At 69.9% G+C, this 23,633-nt stretch carries 23 protein-coding genes; 7 read left to right on the top strand and 16 right to left on the bottom strand.

Annotated features, from left to right (window positions below):
- Positions 1–61 precede the first annotated feature (61 nt).
- A complete protein-coding gene (locus ACWEF2_RS21735) occupies positions 62–802 on the top strand; it encodes a DUF981 family protein (RefSeq protein WP_453817800.1) in 741 nt (246 codons plus the stop codon).
- A gap of 29 nt (positions 803–831) precedes the next feature.
- Here the strand turns inward: ACWEF2_RS21735 and ACWEF2_RS21740 are convergent, their stop codons facing one another.
- Positions 832–1,464 carry an IclR family transcriptional regulator gene (locus tag ACWEF2_RS21740; protein WP_355596920.1) on the bottom strand — a complete coding sequence of 211 codons (633 nt, stop codon included), beginning with the start codon at positions 1,462–1,464 and terminating at the stop codon, positions 832–834.
- Between the two features lie 401 nt (positions 1,465–1,865).
- On the opposite strand from ACWEF2_RS21740, the gene ACWEF2_RS21745 reads away from it, so the two are divergent.
- Positions 1,866–3,257: a hypothetical protein gene (locus ACWEF2_RS21745; RefSeq protein ID WP_453817802.1), complete on the top strand. Its 1,392-nt coding sequence runs from the start codon at positions 1,866–1,868 to the stop codon at positions 3,255–3,257.
- On the opposite strand, the gene ACWEF2_RS21750 is transcribed toward ACWEF2_RS21745, so the two are convergent.
- From ACWEF2_RS21750 to ACWEF2_RS21775, 6 genes are all read right to left on the bottom strand, one after another.
- Entirely contained in the window at positions 3,244–3,444 is a 201-nt protein-coding gene (locus ACWEF2_RS21750) for a hypothetical protein (RefSeq protein WP_453817804.1), read from the bottom strand. The two genes, ACWEF2_RS21745 and ACWEF2_RS21750, sit on opposite strands and share 14 nt — an antisense overlap.
- 165 nt (positions 3,445–3,609) lie before the next feature.
- Complete coding sequence (locus ACWEF2_RS21755; RefSeq protein ID WP_355596924.1) at positions 3,610–3,810, bottom strand: EF-hand domain-containing protein; 201 nt, start codon at positions 3,808–3,810, stop codon at positions 3,610–3,612.
- 271 nt (positions 3,811–4,081) lie between these two features.
- The gene (gene secD / locus ACWEF2_RS21760; RefSeq protein ID WP_453817807.1) at positions 4,082–6,352 is read right to left on the bottom strand and encodes a protein translocase subunit SecD; all 2,271 of its coding nucleotides are present in this window, start codon (positions 6,350–6,352) and stop codon (positions 4,082–4,084) included.
- A gap of 171 nt (positions 6,353–6,523) precedes the next feature.
- Positions 6,524–6,901 (bottom strand): hypothetical protein, encoded by a 378-nt coding sequence (locus ACWEF2_RS21765; RefSeq protein WP_355596928.1) that lies wholly within the window; start codon positions 6,899–6,901, stop codon positions 6,524–6,526.
- 421 nt (positions 6,902–7,322) lie between these two features.
- Positions 7,323–7,946, bottom strand: a complete 624-nt coding sequence (locus ACWEF2_RS21770; protein ID WP_453817809.1) for a TetR/AcrR family transcriptional regulator — start codon at positions 7,944–7,946, stop codon at positions 7,323–7,325.
- A 193-nt stretch (positions 7,947–8,139) separates the two neighbouring features.
- The gene (locus ACWEF2_RS21775) at positions 8,140–8,496 is read right to left on the bottom strand and encodes a hypothetical protein (protein WP_453817811.1); all 357 of its coding nucleotides are present in this window, start codon (positions 8,494–8,496) and stop codon (positions 8,140–8,142) included.
- Positions 8,497–9,671: 1,175 nt separating this feature from the next.
- On the opposite strand from ACWEF2_RS21775, the gene ACWEF2_RS21780 reads away from it, so the two are divergent.
- Both ACWEF2_RS21780 and ACWEF2_RS21785 read left to right on the top strand, forming a co-directional pair.
- Positions 9,672–10,223, top strand: a complete 552-nt coding sequence (locus ACWEF2_RS21780) for an ECF transporter S component (protein ID WP_453817813.1) — start codon at positions 9,672–9,674, stop codon at positions 10,221–10,223.
- A gap of 285 nt (positions 10,224–10,508) precedes the next feature.
- Positions 10,509–12,452, top strand: a complete 1,944-nt coding sequence (locus ACWEF2_RS21785; RefSeq protein WP_453817815.1) for a nitrate- and nitrite sensing domain-containing protein — start codon at positions 10,509–10,511, stop codon at positions 12,450–12,452.
- Here ACWEF2_RS21785 and ACWEF2_RS21790 read toward each other — a convergent pair.
- The 5 genes from ACWEF2_RS21790 to ACWEF2_RS21810 form a co-directional block, all read right to left on the bottom strand.
- Positions 12,412–13,992 carry a phospholipid carrier-dependent glycosyltransferase gene (locus ACWEF2_RS21790; protein WP_453817817.1) on the bottom strand — a complete coding sequence of 527 codons (1,581 nt, stop codon included), beginning with the start codon at positions 13,990–13,992 and terminating at the stop codon, positions 12,412–12,414. The genes ACWEF2_RS21785 and ACWEF2_RS21790 overlap by 41 nt on opposite strands.
- Positions 13,993–14,223: 231 nt before the next feature.
- Entirely contained in the window at positions 14,224–15,150 is a 927-nt protein-coding gene (locus ACWEF2_RS21795) for a hypothetical protein (protein ID WP_453817819.1), read from the bottom strand.
- Positions 15,150–15,701: an RNA polymerase sigma factor gene (locus ACWEF2_RS21800; RefSeq protein ID WP_453817821.1), complete on the bottom strand. Its 552-nt coding sequence runs from the start codon at positions 15,699–15,701 to the stop codon at positions 15,150–15,152. Before ACWEF2_RS21800 ends, ACWEF2_RS21795 begins: the two co-directional genes overlap by 1 nt.
- A 109-nt stretch (positions 15,702–15,810) precedes the next feature.
- A complete protein-coding gene (locus ACWEF2_RS21805; protein WP_453817823.1) occupies positions 15,811–16,350 on the bottom strand; it encodes a DUF4262 domain-containing protein in 540 nt (179 codons plus the stop codon).
- Positions 16,351–16,517: 167 nt separating this feature from the next.
- Positions 16,518–16,754 carry a hypothetical protein gene (locus ACWEF2_RS21810; protein ID WP_453817825.1) on the bottom strand — a complete coding sequence of 79 codons (237 nt, stop codon included), beginning with the start codon at positions 16,752–16,754 and terminating at the stop codon, positions 16,518–16,520.
- Positions 16,755–17,016: 262 nt separating this feature from the next.
- On the opposite strand from ACWEF2_RS21810, the gene ACWEF2_RS21815 reads away from it, so the two are divergent.
- Positions 17,017–17,343, top strand: a complete 327-nt coding sequence (locus ACWEF2_RS21815) for a lipid II flippase MurJ (RefSeq protein ID WP_453817827.1) — start codon at positions 17,017–17,019, stop codon at positions 17,341–17,343.
- Between the two features lie 80 nt (positions 17,344–17,423).
- Here the strand turns inward: ACWEF2_RS21815 and ACWEF2_RS21820 are convergent, their stop codons facing one another.
- From ACWEF2_RS21820 to ACWEF2_RS21835, 4 genes are read right to left on the bottom strand one after another with little or no spacing between them, the layout of a single operon-like run.
- The gene (locus ACWEF2_RS21820) at positions 17,424–18,968 is read right to left on the bottom strand and encodes an amidohydrolase (protein WP_453817829.1); all 1,545 of its coding nucleotides are present in this window, start codon (positions 18,966–18,968) and stop codon (positions 17,424–17,426) included.
- 11 nt (positions 18,969–18,979) lie between these two features.
- Entirely contained in the window at positions 18,980–19,741 is a 762-nt protein-coding gene (locus ACWEF2_RS21825) for an amino acid ABC transporter ATP-binding protein (protein ID WP_453817831.1), read from the bottom strand.
- Positions 19,741–20,394 carry an amino acid ABC transporter permease gene (locus ACWEF2_RS21830; RefSeq protein WP_453817833.1) on the bottom strand — a complete coding sequence of 218 codons (654 nt, stop codon included), beginning with the start codon at positions 20,392–20,394 and terminating at the stop codon, positions 19,741–19,743. The genes ACWEF2_RS21825 and ACWEF2_RS21830 overlap by 1 nt, the downstream gene beginning before the upstream one ends.
- Positions 20,395–20,407: 13 nt before the next feature.
- Positions 20,408–21,328, bottom strand: a complete 921-nt coding sequence (locus ACWEF2_RS21835; RefSeq protein WP_453817835.1) for a transporter substrate-binding domain-containing protein — start codon at positions 21,326–21,328, stop codon at positions 20,408–20,410.
- Between the two features lie 306 nt (positions 21,329–21,634).
- On the opposite strand from ACWEF2_RS21835, the gene ACWEF2_RS21840 reads away from it, so the two are divergent.
- Positions 21,635–21,850 (top strand): hypothetical protein, encoded by a 216-nt coding sequence (locus ACWEF2_RS21840; RefSeq protein ID WP_453817837.1) that lies wholly within the window; start codon positions 21,635–21,637, stop codon positions 21,848–21,850.
- On the top strand, positions 21,847–23,553 hold the full coding sequence (locus ACWEF2_RS21845; RefSeq protein WP_453817839.1) for a prolyl oligopeptidase family serine peptidase: 1,707 nt from the start codon (positions 21,847–21,849) through the stop codon (positions 23,551–23,553). Before ACWEF2_RS21840 ends, ACWEF2_RS21845 begins: the two co-directional genes overlap by 4 nt.
- Positions 23,554–23,633 lie beyond the last annotated feature (80 nt).

Raw genomic sequence — 23,633 nt, forward strand, 5'->3', positions numbered from 1 at the left:
CGCCGCGCGCCGGATTGGCCACATACCGTTTTGGTATCACTACTTAGGGCAATGTCCCTCTATGGCGATAGCTGGGGTGATTGTGGCGCGGCTGGTCCAGGCGGCCCCGGAGCTGAAGATCGACTGGACGAGGATGCCCACCTACAACACGATCATGGCGGTCGCGGCGGGGGTGGGCCTCCTCCTGGTGGTCGCGCTCGGTCGCAGACTGCTGCGTGGACAGGTGCCCGACCATTTCGACGGCTGGGCACTGGCCTTCGGGGTGCTCGGCCTGATCCTGACCGCGACCGGCCTGCACATGACGCTCACCTGGCCCCTCGCCGGGCAGGGATTCCCGTTCGACAACATCGTCTTCGGTGAGCCCTCACTCGCCTTCGGGGTGCTGATGCTCGCCGCCGCCGTGTACCTCTGGTTCAGGGGAGTCCTGCTGGCCGCCGCCCTGGACCGCCTCGGGGTGCTCGCCCGTACGGCGGGCCCCGTCTCGCTGTTCGTGCTGGGCATGGGGCTTGGCTGCTTCGGTATCGCCGCCGCCGGGTGGACCTACACCCTGTTCGTCGCGCCTCCCCAGGAGCCCATCTCCGGGGCCTTCGCGAGTATGCCGCTGCTGGAGGCCACGTTCATCTCCGGCCTGTACGTTCTGGTCGGCCTCGGCGCCGTGCTGTTCCCCTTCGCCCTGCGGGCCCGGGGTGGCAGGCTCGCGACCGCCGTCGGGGTGTGCTGGGGTCTGGCGGGCCTCGCGTTCACCCTGTTCGGCGCGCTGAACTACTTCACCCACATCGGTCTGATCGTCAACACCATGTAGACGGGACCCGCCGCCGGTGTCCGGCCGGGTCAGGTCAGGGAGCGGGCCAGTTCGGCCGCGGCGGCGGACACCCGGGGGCCCACCGTTTCGGGGTCAAGGGGGGTGAAGGCGACCACTCCCACCGACGCCTCAAGCCAGGGCAGATCGGTGATCGGCGCGGCTACGCCCCGTGCCCCCTCCTGAAGCTGGCCCTCGGTGACCACGTAGCCCGTACGGCCCTGCCGCAGGGCGAGGACGGCGAGCCCGGCGGCCCCTCGGGTGAGGGGATGACGGGAGCCCTCCCGATAGGCGACGTGCATGTCCGTCCAGGAGGGTTCGACCACCGCCACCGCCAGTCCGTCGTCCCCCTCGGCCACCGTGAGGTGCGCGGTCGCGCCGACCTCCTCGGCGAGTCTGCGCAGGGTGGGAAGGGCGCCCTCGCGGAGCAGCGGCTGGACGGCACGGGCCAGGACCAGCACGCCGAAACCGAGGTGGACACGGCCGTCGCCGTCCCGGCGGACGAAACCCTCGCTCTGCAGGGTGGTGAGCAGGCGGTAGACCGCCGGACGGCTCAGCCCGAGTTCGGCCGCGAGTTCGGTCGGGGTGCGACCGCGGTGACCGTCGGCGAGCAGGCGGAGCAGGCGCAGGCCGCGTTCCAGGGTCTGCGAGGACTCGGCCGGCATTCAGGGCACCCGCTGGGCTGGAGACATGTCCCCGATTATCCGTGGTGCGTACGGCGGGGCGTGGAGAGGCCCGCTCCCGGCGGTATGGCCCACGTCGTGGTGGACCGGACCCCGGGGAACCCACCTCGTGGTGGTCCAGGGAGATCGGGCTGTTCGGGAGGATCGGGTCGTCTGGGAGGAGCGGGTCGTTCGGGAGGGCCGGGGAGCCGGCCGGACGCCTGGAGGTTCGGGCGGATGGGACGCCTCATTTTTATGTGTTATGGCCTATTGGTATGGCCTATCCCAGCTGAATGTGGCATGGCGGAAGTTTGACGACTTTTTGACCGGGACTGTTGGGGGGATGATGATCCATATAAAGTGCAATACGATCGTTTTGACCGGCTTTACCGGGGAGTTCAGACATGGGATTCAACGTACGACGGACTCTCACCGTCGGTGCCATGCTCGCGGTCATCGGCGCGGTGACCCCCGCGGCCGTCGCCTCCTCGCAGAACTCGCAGGACGACCCTCGTAGTTGCAACGATCTGATGGGGGCCGACGCCCCGGCCTTCATTGTGTGCCGGTGGATGACCAAACCCGGCGAAGCGTACGACGTGGTGAGGTTCTGGGCGGAGAACGACGCGGCCAAGCTCAAGAGTGCCACCCCGACGGACGGCAAGTTCATCGACTGCTCGGCACCGGGAAGCTCCTGCCCGGCGCTGGAGGGTGACGGCACCGTCGGCGACGAGAACACCCCGCTCCCCGAGGGCGCGGAGGACGGCGGGGCACCCGAGTGCGAGTCCGGCCAGGAGTGCTCCGTCGCCGGCTACGAGGAGGGCGGCGACGGCACGCAGAGCGCGCCCGAGCCGGGCAGCCCGGCCGACCCCGCCACCTCCACCGGAAAGACGGGCACACAGACCGGCGCCCCGGCCACGCAGGCCGCCACCGCCCAGATCCCGGCCCCGACCGCGCAGGAGATCGCCGCGGCGGCCCAGAGCCCCGCCGGTCAGGCGATCACCGCCGCGAAGACCAACGGGCTCAGGGTCTGGATCGACACCGAGCTGGCCGACGACTGGAAGGCCGGAGCCGCCGGCTTCGCCGCGGCCGTCAAACGGATCGGCGCGCTGGCCGCGCGGCCCGAGGTGGCCGGTATCCGGTTCAGCTCGCAGCTGGGCTACAACGCCACGTTCAAGACCGACGGCGAGGTCGACGCCTTCGTCACGGCCGCGTCGGCCGCGCTGCGCCAGGTGGCCCCCGGCAAGCGGCTGGGCGTGCACACCGTCGTTCCCGAGCTCGCCTGCGGCGCGGACGACACCTGCAAGAGCGAGACGCGCAAGCGGTACCCGCTGCTCGCCCCCGAAAGGATCGAGTCGCACCTGGTCTCGGGCCGTGTCGACCAGGTCTCCCTGGACAGCGGCCTGCTGCACGGCGGCTACGACACCTGGAAGATCAACGCCGAGCAGGCGCGGCGCAACCAGTGGATCCAGGTCCGCGCCCGCGCCTGGGACGTCCTGGCACAGGTCACCGCCGAGGAGACGGGCCTGGTCGGCCAGGTCACCGGCGAGCAGATCGCGGCCCGGGTGTCCAAGCCGGTCCTGGACGGATCCGCCCAGCAGGTCAACGTCTGGACCCGGGTCCAGGACGCCAAGGGGACGGTGAACCGGCTGACCGCCTGGGACGAGCTGAAGAAGCTCACCCCGATCCAGCGCCGGGTGGCCGCCGTCTACGATCCGGCCACCCCCGAGACGGACGTCACCGCCGACCTCAAGAAGCTCTCGGAGGTCTTCGGCCAGGTCTATCTCACCGCCCGCTGAGCCCGTGACCGTTGGAGACCCGAGGTTCACGGGTCTCGCCGATCACAGTAAGCCCCTCGACGACCCGGAGGTGCGCACGGTTCACCTCACCGACGTCGCCTTCGACCTCGGCGAGATCCGGCAGCGGTTTCGGCGGGCTCAGCGGTGTGGACGCGAGCCCCGGCGTGAAGCCGGCGGGGGAGTCCATGGGGCGGGCCGCTGAGGTCGCGTCATTCTTCCCTCCCGCCTGAGCGCGCCTCACACCCTGACGTCGTGGGCATTGCGCGCAGCCGGCAACCGCTTGTTCTTGTCTCACAGGCGATGTGTCGCGCGCCCGGCGGGAGGGGGGCCGTTGTCGGGGTCCGCCCGACGTCTATCCGAGGTAACCGGCGAACTCCTCCAGGGAGATGAGGCCGTCACCGTCCGTGTCGATTCCGATGATGGCCGCGGCGGCCGCCTCCGGGGTGATCGGCTGGCCGAGCACCTCCATGAGGCGCGTCATCTCGGTGGCCGAGATCAGGCCGTCGCCGTCGACATCTATGATCTTGAAAGTCGTCGCGTAGTCGTCCGCCACGGGTGCATCCGCCTTCCGGCAGCAGGGAAATCAGACCTCAGCACATTAGCGGGAGATGCCCCGCCGAGGGAAAGCCCCTGCCGGGCCCACGCTCTTCCGAGAGGCCCCGGTCCGGCCCGCCGTCTTCCGAGATGGCCCTGGCCGGACCCGTGGCCTTCTGAAGGCCCCGGGCCCGGCCCGCGGCCTTCAGTCCGGCCCGCGGTCTTCGGGGAGAGCCCCGCGCGAGACCTGCCGAGGTCCCGCGCGGAGCTCTCCGTGACCTCTTCCGAGGTCAGAGCACGGCGCCCGACCCCGCGCGGGCCCGGGTGGTGGACCCGCTCCGGCCCTGCGGCGGCGGTGCCGAGTTGCGCTTCTCGAAAATGATCGCCAGCGGTGCCGCGACCACCGTCGAGGACAGGGTGCCGACGATGATGCCGATCAGCAGTGCCACCGCGAAGTCGGTCAGCGAGTCACCGCCGAGTACGGCCAGCGCCGCGAGGATGAACAGCGCGCCCAGGCCCGTGTTCACCGTACGGGGCACGGTCTGCAGGACCGCGGTGTTGGCCACCTCGGCGAACGGTGTCTTGCGCCGCAGCCCCCACAGCTCGCGGACGCGGTCGAAGACCACGACCTTGTCGTTGACCGAGTAGCCGATCACGGTGAGCATCGAGGCCAGGAAGATCCCGTCCACCGGCTTGTTCAGCCACGCGAACGCGCCGACGACGATCGCCGCGTCGGCGACCAGGGCTATCACCGTCGCCAGGCCGAACGTCCAGCGGAACCGGAAGGCCAGATAGGCGAGCTGCGCGGCGAGCGCGACGCCCAGCGCGATCAGCGCGTTGCGCCGCAGTTCGTCCCCGAGGCTCGGGCCGATCAGCTCGTCGCGCTCCTTGGTGACCTTCGCCCCCTGGCTCTCCAGCGCCGTCTCGATCTTCGCTGCGTCGGCCGAGCCGATCTGGCCGGTCCGTACGGAGATGTCCTCGCCCGACGACTGCACGACCGCGTTCGGGAATCCGGCCTCGCTGACCAGTTCACGGGCCGCGTCGGCGGTGATCGGCACGCTCGTCGAGTACTCCATCAGCCTGCCGCCGGTGAACTCCACCCCGAAGTTGAGCCCCCGGACCGCCACCCCGGCCAGGGCGGCGGCGACCACCGCGCCCGTGGACACCAGATAGAGCGTCCGCCACTTCATCAGGTTGGGGTTGTGCGCGGTCAGCCACTTGCGGACCCGCCCGATGTCCGCCAGGCCGGTGATCCGGGGCCGCTTGGCCACCGCGGGCACGGTTACCGCCCACTGGGCCAGGACCCGGGTGATGACCATGGCGGTGATCAGCGAGGCGATCACTCCGATGCTCAGCGTGACGCCGAAGCCCCGCACCGGCCCCGAGGCCAGGAAGAACAGCAGTCCGGCCGCGAGCAGCGTGGTGATGTTGGAGTCGGCCACCGCGCTCCAGGCGTTGCGGAAGCCCTGTTCCAGCGCGGGCCTGAGCTTCGGCCCGACGCTGTACTCCTCCCTGGCGCGCTCGAAGACCAGCACGTTGGCGTCCACCGCCATGCCGATGGCGAGCACGAAGCCCGCCAGGCCCGGCAGGGTGAGCGTGGCGCCGAGCGCCACCAGCGCCGCGTACGAGATGAGCCCGTAGCAGACCAGGGCCACGACGGCGAGCCATCCCACCAGCCGGTAGATCACCACGATGAACAGTGCGGTGAGCGCCACGCCGATGACGGCCGCCTGCGCGCTGGCCGCGATCGCGGCGGCGCCGAGCGTCGGGCCGACGGTCCGCTGCTCGACGATCTCCACGGGCACGGGCAGCGAGCCGCCCTTGATCAGCGCGGCCAGGTCCTGCGCCTCCTCGACGCTGAAGGAGCCGGTGATCTGGGTGGAGCCGCCGGTGAGCCCCACCCCGCAGCCCACGTCCTCGTTCACCTGCGGTGAGACGATGACCTTGGAGTCGAGCACGATGGCGACCCGCCGTCCCGGGTCGCCCACCGGCTGGCAGGCGGCCTCGCCGGTCAGCTTCGCCCACGCCTGGCGGCCGTCCTTGCGGAAGTCCACCGTGATGAACCAGCCGCCGCCCTGCTGGGGGTCGGTCCCCGCCTCGGCGTCGCCGACACCGTCCCCGGTGAGCCGGGCCGGGCCGATGAGCAGCTTCATGCCGTCCTCGTCGGAGACGATCTTCTGGCCCTTGCCGGCCTTGGTCGTCTCGTCGGCCACGGCCACGACGGGGTGGAAGGTGAGCTGCGCGGTCTTGCCGATGACCTCGGCGGCCTTGGTCGGATCCTGCACGCCGGGCAGTTCCACGATGATGCGCCGCTCGCCGGAGCGGGCCAGCGGGGCGTCCGCCACGCCCAGGGCGTCGGCCCGGCGGCGCAGCACCTCAAGGGTGCGGTCGGTGGCCTCGGCGTCGGCCTTGAGGGTGGGGGAGTCCTTGGTCTCCAGCACGATCTGGGTGCCGCCGCGCAGGTCGAGGCCGAGGCGCGGGGACATGGTCAACGCGACGAAAAGTGAGATGGCGATGACGGCCAATGCCGCCACCGCGCGCACCACAGGGGCACGCGACATGGAAGCCTCCACAGGCTTGGGAAAGTGTTCGGGTACGGCGGTGTACCTGGAGCCCGGGCACGGTGAGACACCTGCGGTTCGGGCGTGGTGAAGCGCCCGGACCGTTCTCGCGCGCGGCGAGGTATCCGGAGCGTGGGTACGGCGAAGCGCCCGGAACGGCTCCGGGGTGCCTCAGACGCCTGTGGAGGGCGGGGCCCGGCCCGGTCTGACCAGCAGGGCCGACAGCGGACGCGGACTGCCGCCGCCGGCGGCCCTGGAGTCGAGACCGGCGGCGAGCGACGGATGCCGGGCGTCCGGCGGAGGGGCCCCGACCGGATGGCAGCCACCGGCTCCGGCCGCGACCCCTGTGAGGGGCGCGGTGAAGTCGTGCTGCCGTCCGCCGGGGGCGGCCTGGCGGGACAGGGGCTGGTGCTGCGCGGTGACCGCGGTGACGGTCGAGTGCCGCAGCAGGGCGGTGACGGTGTCGCCGCTCGGACCTCCGGGAACGAGCAGCGGGAGCAGGAGCGCGAGCAGCCAGCCAACGGGCGCGCCGCGCCTCAGCTGTCGCATGATCTCCTCCCGGGTGTCCGTACCCACGGTAGCCGCTCGGAGATGGGCATGGCCGCAGGTCACCGTTGGTTATGGGGGCGTGTCCCGCGATAGATCCCTATAGGGTGCCAGGTCGGGGAGTGCGGTCCCACGCGACCGACCCACATCGGTCGCACACACATATGCCCGCGCCGCGCTCCTGCGGTCTCGCGTGACCGACCCGCATCACCGGTCTGTGACGGAAAACACCTTCCCCAGATCCTGAGACGCGCCGGTCCTTCTCCGGCGAACGCCGTCCATCCGGGTGAACACGGCCCCTCTGGACGAACGCCCTCCGGAGAACACCCGCTGGACGGACACCCTCCGGACGGACGCTCTCCGAAGAACGCCTTCCGGACGAACACCTGCCGGGCGGACACCCTCCGGAGAACCCCCCCGGCGGTCACCGTCCCTCCGGCGGGCACCTGTCGGAGGGGTCCGGCCAGACGAGCATGGCGAGGGTGGCGATCCGCTCCAGTTGCTCGCGGGGTGCGCGATCTCGGGCCTGGACGGACATGCCCTGCAGGGTGCCCGCGTAGAACGCGGCGAGGGCGTCGATGTCGGTGTCCTCGGAGAGCAGGCCCGCCGTGACGTCTCTGGCGATGCGGGCTCCGATCCCGGCCTTGGCCGCCTCCCTGAGCTCGCGCATCGCCTCCTCCACCTCCGCCGACTCGGGTCCGCAGTTGACCGCCGAGCTGATGATCAGGCAGCCCGGGGGGTGCGCCGGGTTGGTGTACTCGGCGGCGGCGTCGCGGAGGAGGCGGCCGATCGCCCTTCTGCCGGTCGGCTCCTCGGCCATCGCCCGTGCCAGGAAGGTGCCGTAGGTCTTCTGGTATCGCTGGATCACCGCGTCGAACAGCCGCCGCTTGTCGCCGAAGGCGGCGTAGAGGCTGGGCGGACGGATCCCCATCGCGGCGGTGAGGGAGGCGATCGACGTCGCCTCGTACCCGTACCGCCAGAACTCCAGGAGCGCGCTCTCAAGCGCGGTGTCCCGGTCGAAGCTGCGCCGTCTGCTCACCCGGAGCATTCTATAGCGATCGCTAAAGAAACTCGGAGGGGCCGTATTTTAGTGATCGATACAGAATGAGGGGATCGGGGGACCCCGATCTCCCGCACCTTCCCCGATGATCCCGAACTTTGCCGGATTCCACCATGCCCGGCACCCCTGCGTTCGGCGCCTCCGCGTTCGGCGCCTCCGTTCACTTCGGTCCGCTGCGGGATCACGGCCGGTGGGGGCGGACGTGGCGAGGGTCTCGCTTGGTCCTGAGCCTCTCCAGTTGCTCGATGAGATCCTCGCGGACCTCGGTCAGCGCGGTGGCCAACTCCGGTGCCGTCGAGTTGGCCACCAGCGGTTCCGCGCGGGCGATCCAGCATTCCAAGGTCACCTTCTGTTCGGCCCGGCCACGATTCTTGACGCTCAGCCGCAGCTCCGCCGAGCCGGGAGGATAGGAGCGGAGCCGTTTGCCGAGGGGGGCGAGCCGTTCGACGGCCTTGGGTCGCTCGTCCTCGGCGAAGCCGGTGCCGATCGTGAGTCGCTCGTCGAGGAGCTCCGGCCCCTCGTCGTCCGCGTCCGCCATCGCCTGCCTCTTCTCTACGGTAAGTAGTGACTGTTATCCATTCTGTGACATGGGGGTGCGCCGGACGTCGCCGGGGTCCGGCCTGCCGTGCCGTACGGCCGAGTATGGGTTTTCGTCAAATGCGCATAGGCTGCTCTTTATCTCTTTTGCGGACACGCCAGAACTTAGGGAGAAGCTCGCCGTGTACAAGGAATTCGCCGTCGAGGCCGTGGTGTGGCTGATCCCCGTCGTCGTCCTGCTCGGCCTGGCCTTCATGATCACCTCGACCTGACCCACCCGGTCGAGGTCCCGCCGGGGTCGCGCCTGTGACTCCGGCGGTCCCGTGTCCCGTGTCCCGGGATCGGCTTCGCCGGCCGGCATCGGGACGGTGGAGGGCGGGGGGTGGAAGGTCGCCCGCCGTCGCCCGCGTGCGTCCGGGGCGGCCCGGTGACGGCCGCGAAGCCCTGTCCCGGCGGGCTCGGGATCACTGCCCGCTCGCGGCGATCCGGGACCCTGCCTCCGAGGGGCCGTTCGAGCTCGTTCCGCCCCCTCCGATGCGGGGGGGGGCGGCCAGGGGGTGTGCCCTGTGACAGGTGTCGCCGAACCCGTGCCGCGCTCGATCCCGGAACGCCGGTCTTGATGCCGGATGTTTTCCGATAGGAAAATGTCGGCGAAACAATCCCGCGGAGCGACATATTGCTCCGATGTCTGTGAATCCGTGAAGTGTGGTTTCCGGGCACGCCGGTCCCTCGCCCCCTCAATTCGTCCCCCGTCTCCTCTCCCTTTCTCCCCTGCCTTCTTCCTGGCCCGCGCTCCGGCGCCGGAACCCCGGCCGGACGGGGAGGCGGATGTGGCCGGGGTTCCGGTGCCGGAGCGCGGGCCGATGTCATCGGGCATCTCGCCCGGATCCGGGTGGTCATGGTGGCGGAACTGATCTTCGAGGCGATCAGGTGTGGTCATTGATGGTTTTTATGACTGCAAGAGCATTGTCAGCGGGCCCGCTCTCGTTTTTAATCGAATCCTGCAATAGACCGGACGGAAGACGCGAAAGGCTGACATAAGCGGCTGTGGGCCGCTATTTACGCAATTCTTCGGCTGACCGGCCTGTTGGCGGCCGGTAAGCGTCTGGCCGCCGGGTCGGTCGCGCGCCCCGAACAGCGCATGCCTCATCCCCCTGCCGGTAAGGAACCCCCCTCATGAGCATCGACTCCTTACCTCTCCGCCGTTCACCGTGGGCGACCGGCTCCCGGGCGGTCGTCGGCGCGGCCCTCTACGCCGTGCTCGGCCTGTTCAGCCTCATCATTCCCGGCACCCAGAGCATCGCCATCCGGCCCGCGTTCGCGCTGGTGCCGCTCTTCGGCAAGCGGTTCGGTGTCGTCGCGGGCTTCTTCGCCGGCCTCGCCGGCAACGTCGTCATCGATCTCATCCAGGGTTCCGGCCTGCTCTGGTGGAACTGGAGCGTCGCGAACGGCCTGGTCGGCGCCATCGCCGCGCTGATCTTCGCAGCGATCCCGCGGATCTCCAGCGAGGCGCTCCGGCACATCGTGACGGCCTTCGGGGCGCTCGCCGCGGCCGGGCTCGGCCTGCTCTTCGTGTTCACCGACGTCTGGCTCCAAGAGGGCGTCGACTCCGGCACCGCCTTGGTGAACTATCTGGTGGTGCTGCTGACGGACGGCATCGGGATCGTCGTCCTGGTCCCGGCGCTGGACATCGCCTGGGATCTTCTCTCCCAGCAGGCGGGCTCGTAGTCCGATGGACGTCACGCCACGTCGTCCAGGGGTGGGATCCCCCCTCGCGCGCCGTGACCCGCGGGTACTCCAGCCGGTCCCCGTGCTCCATCTCGATCTGCTCCGCCGCTCCAGCCGGGCGGTCGGCCTGGAGGAACCGGATGTGGCCCCGCCGGGGGCTGGACCTGGCCGCCATGTTGCCGCGATCCTCGGACGAGGGGCATCTGGGATTCCCAGACGACGGCCACTACCGGGTGTTAGCCTGCTACCTTTCGTGACATTTACCGATATTACAAGCGTGGTGACATGTTATACTGCACCATTCGCTCCAAGCTGTACGCGCTGCTCAGCCTCCCGATCGTGGCTCTTATCGGGCTCTGGATGTTCGTTACAGGTCACGTCATCGGCGACTTTTTTCAACTGCGCCAAGCCGCTACGCTGTATGAGCGCGTGGCGGTTCCGTCGACGGCCTTGGTCATCGCGGTGCAGAACGAGCGTAAGCTCTCAGCCGTCACCTTGAGCGGAACCGTCGGCCAGAAGCCTGGGCTGTCCGATGTCCGGAATCTGACCGACGCGGCGGTCACCGCCTTCCGCAGGCAGGCCACCTCCATGGAGGCCATGACGACCACTGGTTCCGAGGTGCGCGTGGCGATCGCTCAGGTCGTCGCCGAGGCGGACAAGCTGCCCACGCTACGCGCGGACGTCGACGCCCGGGTGTCCGACCGGCTGCGGGCCGTCCAGTCGTTCAGCCGCGTCGTCGACGCGGTCTACCGCCTCCAGGACCGGCTTGTCACCGCCTCCAATGTAGACCTCTACCAGCAGGCGATCGGCCTCCAGCGGATCGCCCACGCCCGCGACATGATGTCCAGGGAGGACGCGCTGATCGCCGGCGCGACCCTCGCCGGCACCCTGCCCCGCGAGGAGTACAAGGCGATCGAGGTGATCGCGCCGAATCGGCTGCTGCTGCTCACCGAGGGGACCGCCACCCTGGACGACGAACTGCGCGGCCCCTTCGACACGCTGCTGGCCTCCGCCCAGCACCAGAAGTTGATCTCCCTGGAGGAGGAGATCGTCGAGACCTCCCGGCTCCCGGTGGAACGGGCCCTCTGGAACTCTGTCGCCGCCGATCTGGGCGGGAGCATGGACCGGCTCCTCGCCACCCGGTCACGGCTGCTGAACGGGCGTGTCGACGACGCCGCGGGCTGGATCATCGCGGAGATCGTCATCGCCGGCGGCTTCGGCCTGGCGGCGATCGTGGGGGTGGTGGTCCTGTCCGCCAGGTTCGGCGGAGGACTGGCCAGAGAGCTGGGCGAGCTGCGCCGGACAGCCCTGGAACTGGCCGAGACCCGGCTGCCCAAGGTCGTCGAACAGCTCCGCGGTGGCGAGGCCGTGGACGTCGGGGTCAGCGTGCCGCCCATCGTCACCAAGGGCTGCACCCTGGAGATCGTCGACATCAGCCGGGCGTTCTCCACCGTCCAGCGCACCGCCGTCGAGTCCGCCGCGGGCGAGGCCAGACTCCGCCTCGGGTTCAACCAGGTCTTCCACAATCTGGCCCGGCGCAACCAGGCACTGGTCCACCGCCAGCTCGCCCAGCTCGACGCCATGCAGCGCAAGGCCAGTGAGCCGGAGGTGCTGGAGGACCTCAACCGGCTCGACCACCTCACCGCCCGCATGCGGCGGAAGGCGGAAGGGCTGATCATCCTCTCCGGGGCCGCGGCGGGTGGTACCTGGCGCAATCCCGCCCCCCTCCCCGACGTGGTCTACGCCGCCGTGGCCGAGGTCGAGGACTACCGGCGGATCACCGTGTTTCCCATGCCGGACGGCATCAGGCTGACCGGCTCCGCCACCGCCGATGTCACCCTCCTGCTGGCCGAGCTGCTGGAGAACGCCACCGTCTTCTCCCCGCCGAACACCCAGGTGAACATCCGGGGAGAGTCCGTCGCGCGAGGCTTCGTGCTGGAGATCGAGGATCGGGGACTCGGCCTGCAGGACAGGGAGTGCGAGGAGATCAACGAGCGCCTCGCCAACCCGCCGGAGGTCAACCTGATCGACAGCGAACAGCTCGGCCTGTTCGTGGTGAGCCGGCTCGCCGCCCGTCACGGCATCAAGGTCACCCTGAACCGTTCGGCCTTCGGCGGTGCCACCGCGGTCGTCCTCATCCCACGCGCCCTCCTCGACGCCCCCGAGGAGATCCCCCCCGCTCCCCCTCTCATCCCCCCGCTCGAATTCCCGCAACAATCCTCGCGGTGATCTCCACGATGGCCGGCGCGGCGGCGAGGCAGGCGACCGGGATCACCGGCAGCACGTAGCGGTGATCGAAGTCGAGCACGGCCACCGGGGCGACGAGCAGGAACATCGCGACGGCCCAGGGCAGCGGCACACCACGCCACCGCAGCACCGCGCCGACCGCCCCCACCAGCAGGATCACGCCGATCAGCGGGCCGCGCAGATACGCCGGATACTGATAGGCGATCAGCAGATCGGAGTACGGCCGGACCGAGCGCTGGCCGCGGATGTCCGGGGCGTACACCTCACGCATCTCGTCGATCAGAGGCTGGTCGGGCAGTGGCAGGTATCCGTGGGCGAAGCCGAAGGCCGGAGTCGTCCGTCCGGGGTGGGCGATCGGGGTCCAGGCGAAGGTGAGCGCGGTGTCCCGGGCGATGTCGCAGAGATAGTCGAACGGCTGGGCGGCGATGGCGCGCAGTGCGAAGGAGCGGGCCAGGTCGTTGTGGGAGAACCGGTCGCCGGGGAGCCGGTTGAGCGCGGAGTCCGGTGCCCAGACGTATTCGGAGGCGGCGTCGGCGGTCGAGCCGTTCGGGCAGAGCCTCGCCTCTCGCGGCGGCGGTTTGATCACCGAGCAGTCGGCGAAGGTCATGGTGCGCGCCCAGAGCGCCACGCCGTCCGAGCCGCTGAGGGCGAACCTGCCGTGGTGGTGGCCGTACCACCCCGCGTAGGCCACCAGCGGCACGATCCCGGCGACCGCCATGACCCCCAGGGGCCACCACCCGCTCCGCCCCCGGCCCCGCCCTCCGTTCCGCTCCTCGTTCCGCTCGTTCCGCCGTCTGCTCCGTTCGCCGCCCTGTGATCCGCTCTGCCGTCCGCCCCGCGCTTCGCCCCGCCCTACCGTCGGCAGGAGCCGTACGGCCAGCATGAGCACGATCACGACGAACAGCGGCAGCGCGATCGTCCGGGTGAGCGCCGCCGCGGCGAACAGCAGACCCGCCCCCACAGCGGCCCGGAGCGAGAGGCGCGGCGACCACATCAGGGTGGTGAGCCCGGCGACCACGAGGAAGATGAACGGCGTGTCCGACAGCACCGCGTGCTCCAGCCGGAGGAACGAGGCGTCGAACAGGACGGGTACGGCGGCCAATGCCGCCCCCCAGGCAGGCAGCGACCTGCGGCGGAGCAGTGCGTAGAGCATCAGCCCCGTACCGAGTCCCATGGCGTGCTGGACACCCACGATCACCTCGACACTGTGGAACGGCCAGAGGACTCTCAAAAGGAGCGGGTAGCCGATCGGGTGGAAACCGGACGCGGGCTTCAGATGGACGGCGGCGTCCAGGTAGGTGAAGGAGTCGTACCAGTAGAGCCGGGCGGGCCGGTAGCCAAGCATCGTGACCACGCGGAGGGCCGCGGCCGGCGCGAGAAGCACGGCGAACAGGCGATGGGTCGCGAGGATCGCGAGGGTCACGGCGACCGCGCGGCGGACCACGAGGGCCATGGCGGACAGGCGGGTCGCGAGCGCACGGCGGATCCGAGGGATCGCCGTTGAGCGGATGTCTGCGGGCATGCCGAATCCGATCGTCGTCGTGGAAGTCGTGGAAGTCGTGGAAGTCGTGGAAGAGGGGGAGGGGTGATCGCGCGCATGCGAAACGGGCCGTGCGGTGGGCGAGGAACGGTTCCCGCCCCGTGCTCCTCTGCGCGACGGATGGGAGCACGGGGGCAGCGGGAGGTGGTGTCGGGGATTCCCGGGTCTTTGAGGTGCCGGGGCGCATCAGGGGTTGGCCGGAAGCCTCAGAGCTCAGGGACGGTTGGGGCAGAAGTCGTCCATCGGGCGGGGGGAGGGGTTGGGTTGGGGATCGATGAGTATGAGCGCTTTGCCGGGTTCGGTCATGACATCGTCGTGGACATACCAGTCGCCCGGTACCGGGCCCGACGTCTCCTTCTTGGCGTAGAAGGTGAACGTCGGCTCCACGCCGTGCTGTCGCAGGATGGGCCGCATTTCGTCGACGGTCCTGTTGATGTAGTCCACGCAGTGGAGCGGCTCGCCGGGCAGGCCCATGCTGGTCAAGATCATGTACTTCTCACCTGGACGGGCCTCCCTGCCGAGCCGGATCTCGCCCTTTCCGGTGAAGCTCACCGGCACTTTCAGGCCGATCGGGCAGCCCGTAAACCAGCGGCAGGAACCGGAGGCCTCACCGGAGGCCTCAATGGTGGTGATGGAGTCCTTCTCCGACACCACCCGTCCCCGCCGCAGCCCCTCCACGTCTCCGTTCAACACGACGATGTGACCGACCTGGCTGGGGGACGTCGGTTCGAGCCTGAGCTCGATGTCGAGTCCCCGGGCGTTGAGCTCGTGCTCGTACATCTCCGGGGCGGCGAAGAGATCCTTCACCGTGATGACGTAGTAGTCGCCCTGTCGCTTGATCTCCAGGGCGGCGGAGGCCGAGGTCGTGCCGAACCCGCCGGGGAACAGCCAGCCCAGGATCATGAGCGCGGCGGTGAGTCCGGTGACGGCCGGTACGGCGAGGCGCCACCGCCGCCGCCGGGCGCCCGGGGCCGGGCGGTGGGCGTTCCACCGGAGGCCGGGGAACCCGGCGAATCGGCGCCGGACACGGGCGGCGGCCGGGGTCGCCGTGATCTCGTCGAACAGTTCCCTGCCCCCGGGGGTCATGCCGGGGCCGGGATCGGGGGCGATCCCCGCGACGAGACGGTCGACGTCGTTCATCACAGCTGTCCCTTCGCCAGCGCGATCGCGCGCGAGCCGTACCCGGCCATGTCGAGTCCCGCCGCGTCCAGCTCCCTGGCCAGCCGTTTCCTGGCGCGGTGCAGCCGCAGGCGTACGGCGCCGCGCGAGCAGCCCAGCACCTTCGCGATCTCCTCACTGTCGAGCCCCTCCCAGCTGACCAGGGAGAGCAGCTCCCGGTCGCCGGGGCTCAGCCGCATGAACGCCCGGCGGATCCCGTCGCGATCCTCCTCGACCAGGTTCTCGGCCCAGACCGCGAGCTCGGTGCGGAGCCGTACGGCCAGCACGGTCCGCCGGGTCTCCTCCCGCCGCCGGTTGGCCAGCACCCGCCGGGCCACGCCGTAGAGCCAGAGCCTGGCGTCGTGCCCCTCGGGGATGTCGGCCAGCCGGCGCCAGGCCGTGGTGAACGTCTCGGCGAGCGCGTCCGCGGCGTCGTCGGGGGAGTCGGTGCGCCGCCGCACGTAGGCGAGAAGACCCGGATAGTACGCGTTGTAGATCTTCTCGAAGTACGGCTTCGGGTCAGGGGGGACCACGCTGTTCCCTTTCGGCGGGGACTCGTTACCGCTACCTGTCCGGATCCGCCGTTCTGTTACATCTCCGCCGCGATTGTCCTGGCCGAGTTTTCCGCCGTCGAGGCCGGGCTCAGGGCAGCTTCGTCCACACCCCCGGAGCGTGGTCGTCCTTGGGAATCCACAGCGAGGGCTGGCGATCGCTCAGCTCCGGCCTGGCATCAGCCTCCCCGGGGAACCGGCCGGCGGCGTCGGGCCAGAGAACCTCCATGAACGGCAGCGGGGGCTGCCGGTAGAAGTGCAGTGCCGTACCGAACAGCGACCGGTACCAGCTCTCGTCCACGTTTCTGGTGAGGGCGGGATAGCCCCTGATGACATCGTCCCGCTCCTGGTCCGCGACCAGACGGTGGCCGGCCGCGATCGCGTCGGCCAGGGTGTTCAGGCAGCTCTTCATCACCTCGACGCCGAGGCCGAACATCGCCACCTCGGGCGAGCGGAGCGTGTGCCACAGTCCGACGGTGAACGCCCACCCCGGCCCGTCCTCGTCCTCCGGCACCATGATCACTGCCCACCCGTGCTCCCGCACGTGCAGCATGGTGCTCCGGTCGATCTCGTCGAGCTCCACGTCCTGCTCGACGCAGAGAAGACAGTGGCAGGTGAGCTGGTCGAACATGGCCCCGAGCGTAGTGGCCCCGCGACCCGTCACCCCGCCCGCCCCGGCCCGAAACACCTGATGCGGTGACCGCGCACACCATCTTCCCTACCGCTCGTCCATGGCTCCCGGCCATCGGCGGCCCGCTCGGGACGGATCAAGGCCGTAGAGCCGTGACCCGCCTTTCGTTACGAGGGTTCCTCCTTTCGGACCGCCTTTCCGCTCTCCGCTCCCAATGCGTAGAGGGCGAAGCCGATCGCCGCGATCACGGCGCCGACGACCACCTCGTAGCCCCGTAGAAACTCCAGCCGGTTCACCAGCAGCAGATCATGCGCCCAGCGCCACCAGCCCAGCAGGTTGTTGACCGCCCCGCCGACCCCCTGGACGAGGAAGACCACCCCGGCCAGCCTCAGGAATCCCTTCATGGCTCCCAGAATGCCCGAACGCCTTAACCTTTCGCGTCCCCCCTAAGTCGGGTCATCCCTAGACTTTGGTCGCTTTCCACCACAACAGATCCCCATCCGAACCCCGCGCGACGGATGGGGAGGAGAACCGGAATCCGTTCGCGGCGGCCGACGGCTTTGAACGGCGACGGGGATTCGCCGTCATGACCCGCAAAAATACCGACGACGGCTATAAACCCGGAAATGTTAATTCAAAGTGGTTGAGATGGGGAGGGAGTCACGGATGGTGGAGCAGCCTCGGCTCATGCGGACCGGCCGTGCGATGGCGACGGCCACCCCGGTCTCCCGGGTGACCGGGTTCGTCCGGACGCTGGCGTTGGTGGCCGTGCTCGGGCTCGGGTCGCGGCTGCTGGACGCCTACACGGTGGCCAACGCCACTCCGAACACGATCTATGAGCTGGTGCTGGGCGGCGCGCTCGCCGGGGTCGTCGTCCCGCTGCTGATCCGCGCCGCCGCCGACGAAGACGTCGACGAGGGCCTGTTCGCCCAGCGACTCCTGTCTCTGGTGGTCTACGGCCTGACCGCGGCCCTCCGCCCCGGCCGCGCATAGTCCCCCCGACCGCCGGGCCGAGGACGCCCGGCCCCGCGAGCCGGGCCCGCCGCGACGGCGGGCCCGGTGGAACGCGAGGGTCACATCTCGTCGTGGACGATCCGGCCGCGGACGACGGTGCGTAGGCACTGCGGAGCCTCCGCGCCGGCGGCGGGCAGCCGGGTGGCGGGGTCCAGCGTGTCACCGCAGTCCCAGACGGCGACGCCGGCGGGCGCTCCCGGCACCAGGTGGCCGGCTCCGCCGCCGTCCCGCCCGGCGGCCCGCCACCCCCCGGCGGTGTGGGCCGTGAACGCCTCCGCCATGGAGATCCGCTGCTCCGGGACGTGGTGATCGACGGCCGCGCGGATGGCCAGCCAGGGGTTCATCGGCATGATCGGCGAGTCGGAGCTGAGCGCGAGCGGCACCCCGGCGTCCAGAAGGTCGCGGAACGGGTTCATGGCACGTGCCCGTTCCGCGCCGAGCCGCCGCTCGTACATGCCGTCGGCGCCGCCCCAGAAGGTGTCGGCGATCGGCTGGACGCTGGCCGCGATCCCCAGCCGGGCCATGGTGGCGATCATTCCCGAGTCGAGCATCTCGACATGTTCCAGCCGGTGCCGCGCGGCGCGGACCTGGTCGGCCCCGATGCGGTCCGCGGCCTCCTGAAATCCGGTCAGCACCGTGCGGAGCGCGCCGTCGCCGATCGCGTGGAACCCGGCCTGCAGCCCGTGACGCGTGCATTCGAGCACATGCTCGGTGACCTGCTCGACGCTGAGATAGGCGTGCCCGCCGGTCTCGGGATCGTCGCGGTACGGACTGCTCAGGCAGGCGGTGTGGGATCCGAGCGAGCCGTCGGCGAGCAGGTCGCCGGCCAGCCCGGCCAGCCCGTGCCTGCGGGCCACCTCGACCGCGCCGAGCTCTCCCCAGTAGCCGACCACCTCCGGGCAGGGCTCGGCGTCCCTGGCCAGGCCGAGCAGCGAGGCCAGGTCCTCCTCACTGGACAGGCCCGGCATGGCGTTCTCGTGCAGACATCCGACGCCACGTCTCGCCGCCTCGTCGAGGGTGCGGCGCTGGACCCGCCGGCGTTGCTCCGGCGACATGCTGTCGAAGGCGTAGCGTCGGATCGTGTGGTGGGCGTCGAGCCGGACGTACCCGGAAAGGTCGAACCCCGCCTCGGCGCGCGCCTCCGGGACATGGGCCAGCATGGCCGTCGAGACCGTCGCGGAGTGCGCGTCGGTGCGGGACAGGTAGCACACGCCGCCGCCGGTGGCACCGTCCAGTTCGGCCGCGGTGGGCGCGCGCCGCTCCGGCCAGCGGGTCTCGTCCCAGCCGTGCCCGATAAGGATCTCGGCGGGGCGGGCGGCGGCGTGCTCGGCGAGCCGCCGCAGCGCCTCCGCGAGCGACGGGCAGCCGGTGAGGTCCAGCCCGTCGAGCGCCAGGCCGGTCGCCGTGACGTGCACATGGGTGTCGACGAAGGCGGGAGTGACGAGCGCGCCACCGAGATCCACCACCTCGTCGACGGCGACGTCCGCCGGGGCGTCGCCGTCCCGGCCCACCCAGGCGACGGTGTCGCCGTCCAGGATCAGCGCCGTCGCGTCCGGCCGCTCGGGGGCGTGGACGACCCCGCGCCGGTAGAGGACCCGTGTCACGCGTTTCCTCCTCAATGTTCCATGACGGCGCGCAGGAAGTTCTTCGCGCGCGCCGTCCGCGGCGCGTCGAGAACCGCCTCCGGCGGTCCCTGCTCGACGATGCCGCCGTCTGCGACGAGGGCCACACGGTCCGCGACCTTCCGGGCGAAGCGCATCTCGTGGGTGACGATCATCATGGTCATTCCTTCGGCGGCGAGCGCCCGCATCACGTCGAGCACCTCGCCGACCAGTTCCGGGTCGAGTGCGGAGGTCGGCTCGTCGAACAGCATGAGCCGCGGGTGCATGGCGAGCGCGCGGGCGATCGCCACGCGCTGGCGCTGTCCGCCCGACAGGCTGCTGGGGTAGGCGTCGCACTTGTCGGCCAACCCCACCTTGTCGAGGAGCTCACGGGCCTCCTGTTCAACCTCTCCGGGCGGCCGGTGCACGACCTTGGCGGGTCCGACCGTGACGTTGCGGAGCACCGTCATGTGCGGGAACAGGTTGAAGTTCTGGAAGACCATGCCGACGTGCCGGCGGGTCCGGTTGAGCGCGGCCTCGCGGTAGGCGAGCCGCTCGCCTCCGATTTCGACGGTGCCGGCGTCGAGCCGTTCGAGACCGTTGACACAGCGCAGCAGGGTGCTCTTGCCGGCTCCCGAAGGGCCGATGAGCACCACGACCTCGCTCTGGTGCACGTCCAGATCGACGTCCTCGAAGACGGTCAGCGGCCCGAACCGCTTGGTCGCGCCTCTGATCCGTACCAGCACCTCGTTCGTGTCGGCTGTTTGCTCGGCCATCAGACGCCGTACCTCCCCACGCGCTTCTCCATCAGCCGCACCGCGCCGGAGAGCAGCAGCACGATGGCCAGGTAGTAGACGCCGACGATCACGAAGAACTCCAGCGGCCGGAACTTCTCCGCGGCCACGATCTGGGCGGCCCTGAACAGCTCGGCGACGGTGATGAACGCCGCCACCGAGGTGTCCTTGACCGCGATGATGAACTGGTTGCCCAGTGCCGGCAGGACGGTGCGCAGCGCCTGCGGTGCGATGACCAGGCGCAGCGTCGTCGCCTTGCTCATGCCGAGCGAACGGCCGGCCTCGACCTGCCCGGCGGGCACGGACTGGATGCCCGAGCGGTAGATCTCCGCCACGTAGGCCGCGTTGTGCGCGGTGAGGCCGATCACGGCCGCCCAGAACGAGTCGATGGTGACGACCGAGGCGAGGCCGAAGTAGATGATGAACAGTTGCGTTACCAGCGGCGTCCCCCTGATGAGGGCGATGTAGCCGCTGACGAGCATCCGCGGAACTCGCCAGCGGCTTAGCCTGCAGAGAGACAGGAGTGCGCCAAGGACGGCGGCCAGCACGATGGACCAGAGCGCGAGTTGAAGCGTGATCCACAGTGCCCGCAGGAACGTCGGTGCCGTGTCGGCGAAGTCAATGAGCCATTCCACTGCTGGGCTGTCCTCAGGGGGTGGCGATGTCGATGCCGAACCACTGCTGCGAGATCTTGGTGTACGTTCCGTCCGCCTTCATGTCCGCCAGAGCCTTGTTGATCGCCGCGAGCAGCTTCTCGTGCTGCTTGCGGACGGGGATGGCCGCCGAGTTGTCCACCAGTGCCGGGCCGGCCATGCCGACCTGGAGGTTGGCCTTCTTCGCGGTGTAGGCGCCGACGAGCTTGTCGACGATGGCGCCGTCGACGCGCCCGGTGGGGACGTCGTTGAGCGCGTCCATGTCGCTCTCGTACGTCTTCACCTCCTTGACGTTCGCCTTCTTCCTCATCTCGGCCTCGAACGTGCTGCCCAGCGGGACACCGATGACGGCGTTCTTCAGACCGTCGATGGACTGCGCAGGGGAGCCGGACTTCACCCAGAGGAAGGCGCCGGACTTGTAGTAGTCGTCGGAGAAGTCGGCGACCTTGGCACGTTCCGGAGTGTTGGTCATCGAGCCGACGATCGCGTCGTACCGGCCGGACTGGAGGCCCGCCAGCAGGGTGTTGAACGGGCCGGTGGAGGGGTTGGGCTTGAGGTTGAGCCGGTTGGCGACCTCGGTGCCGATGGAGACGTCGAAGCCGGTCAGCTTGCTGTCCTCGTAGAAGCTGAACGGGGCGAGCTGCCCGCTGAGGGCGAAGGTGAACACTCCGTCGGTGACCAGGCCGTACTCGGACTTCGCCGCAGTGGGGGAGCCGCCGTTCGAGGGGCTGTCCGAGGCGCTGTCGGAGCCGCCGCCGAAGCCGGCGCATCCGGTGAGCAGGGTGGCGGCGACGGCGAGAAGGCCGAGCCGGACTCCCAGGGCACCGCCTTGCCGCCGACGCGGCCGACGGGCCTTCGCATCCGGGGCCGCCATGGAATGTGGGCCGTGCTTGGTGCCCGTGCGTAACTGGCTCATCACCGCTGTGCCTCCTGAGGGGTGGAGTTGAATGCGGTATACAAAACTCTGAATACAACCTTGGCGTCAAGACCCCACAGGGGTCGCATAAGTATCGAACCGGACACGGCCCGCGATCCCATGGAGAACGGTGCGTCATCCCAACGGCGACGCACGGAGGTGCACGGCATCGGCGCCCTGACCACGACCCTCCGCCCCGGCCGCGCATAACCTGACCACCGGGCCGGGACCGCCCGGCCCGCGAGATCGTCTCTCCGAGGCCGGTTGAACCACACCGAGCCGACGGTGGCCCGAGGCCGGTAAGGCGTGGCGACACGTGTGGACCTGGCGCAGGCACGCCTCGGTCAGGGGGAGAGCGCCGAGGCCGTACGGCTGGCCATGGAGGCGATCACCGTGTTCGCCCGGAGGGGATCGGCGGCGGGTATGTCCCGGGTGCGCCGGCTCCGCGATCACATGTCTCACCTGGGACGTGCCGCGGCGGCTCGCGAACTGGACGATTTCGTCCGAACATGGAAAGCGTGAGCCCCATCCCGGCTGAACTCGTCGCCCGTGCCACCGTCTCCTACGACGCGCTTCAGGCGGTCGGGGAGACCGTCCACTGGATCGAAGGACGCCCGGACGGGGACGTGCTCGTGCGCTGGACCGCCTCCGAGGGGGTTCGGGACGCCCTGCCGGAGGGCTTTCACGTCGCCTCCCGCGTGCACGAGTACGGTGGCGGCGCGTATCTGGCCACCGAGCGGGACCTCTGGTTCTGCGACGCGGACGACCAGCGGATCCATCATGCCGGAGGCGGTCGGCACCCGGTACCGGTGACGCCCTCTCCGGATTCGCCGTCCGCCCTGCGATACGCGGACCTTCGCCTCCTGCCGGGCACCGGTGAACTCGTCTGTGTCCGCGAGCGGCACGAGGGCCCGGCCGTCCAGGACGTCCACAACGAGATCGTCATCCTGTCGGCCGACGGATTGGCCGAGCCGAGGGTGATCGCCTCCGGCGACGACTTCTCCATGTCACCCGAGCCGAGCCCGGATGGGAGGCGACTGGCCTGGGTGTCGTGGAACGCCCCGCTCATGCCGTGGGACGGCTCCCGGCTGTGGGTGGCGGACATCGCACCCGACGGGAATCTCACCGATGTCCGGCTCGTCGCCGGAGGGGAGGAGGAGTCGGTCTGTCAGCCGCGGTGGAGTCCGGACGGCGTGCTGCACCTCGTCTCCGACCGCTCCGGCTGGTGGAACCTCTACGCCTGGCACGACGAGCGTCTTGATCCGGTGATCACAGGAGAGTTCGAGGTCGCGGCGGCCCCCTGGGAGTTCGGCTACCGCACGTACGTCTTCCAGGGCGACCAGATCACGGCCGTCGTCCAGCGGGGCCCGCGGCACCGTCTGGTGACGAGACATCCCGACGGTTCCCTGGAAACGACGGTCCTGCCGTACACCTCGATCAAGCCCTACCTGGCTGTGACAGGCCGGAAGCTCGCCCTCATCGGCTCCAGCCCCACCAAGCCGCCCACCGTGGTGCTGGCCGATCCGGATGGCACCACCCAAGAGCTCACCGAGAGCGGCCTCCACCTCGATCCGCCGTTCCCGACACAGCCCGAGGCATTCGTCTTCCCCACCCGCGACGGCCGCGAGGCTTATGGCCTCTACTACCCGCCCGCGAATGAGGGCGACCGGCTACCGCCGCTGCTCGTACGCGCTCATCCGGGACCAACGGCGAACTGGCCTCTGCGACTGGACCTCCACGCTCAGTACTTCACGAGCCACGGCTTCGCCGTCGCCGACATCGACTATCGAGGCAGCACGGGGTACGGGCGTGCGTACCGGTTGCGACTCCGCCACCGGTGGGGAGAGGCCGACGCCACCGACTGCGCCGACGCAGCCCTTCACCTGGCATCCACCGGCCGTGCGGACCCCGCACGAATGGCGATCTGGGGCGCCGGCGCCGATGGGTACACCGTTCTGCGCGCCCTGGCGACGACCGACGTGTTCACGGCCGGGATCGCCAGATCCGCCGTGGTCGACCTCAAGACCTGGGGCGGAGCCGCACCCAAGTTCCAGGCCCATCACGCGGATCTGCTCCACAGCGAGCCCTCCTACGGAGCTGACAGGCCCGAACCCGGGATCCGATGCCCACTACTCCTAATCCACGGAGCCGAAGACCGCATAACCCCCCTAACCCAAGCCCAGGCTCTTGCCCAACACCTGGGTCGTATCGAGGTTGTCCCGTAGCTCGTAGAACTTGAAGTGGCGGTCCCCGCCTCGGGGCCTACCTGGTGGTAGGTCTCGGGCAATCGCCAAATCACTCCGAG

Source organism: Streptosporangium sp. NPDC004631, from assembly GCF_053601935.1.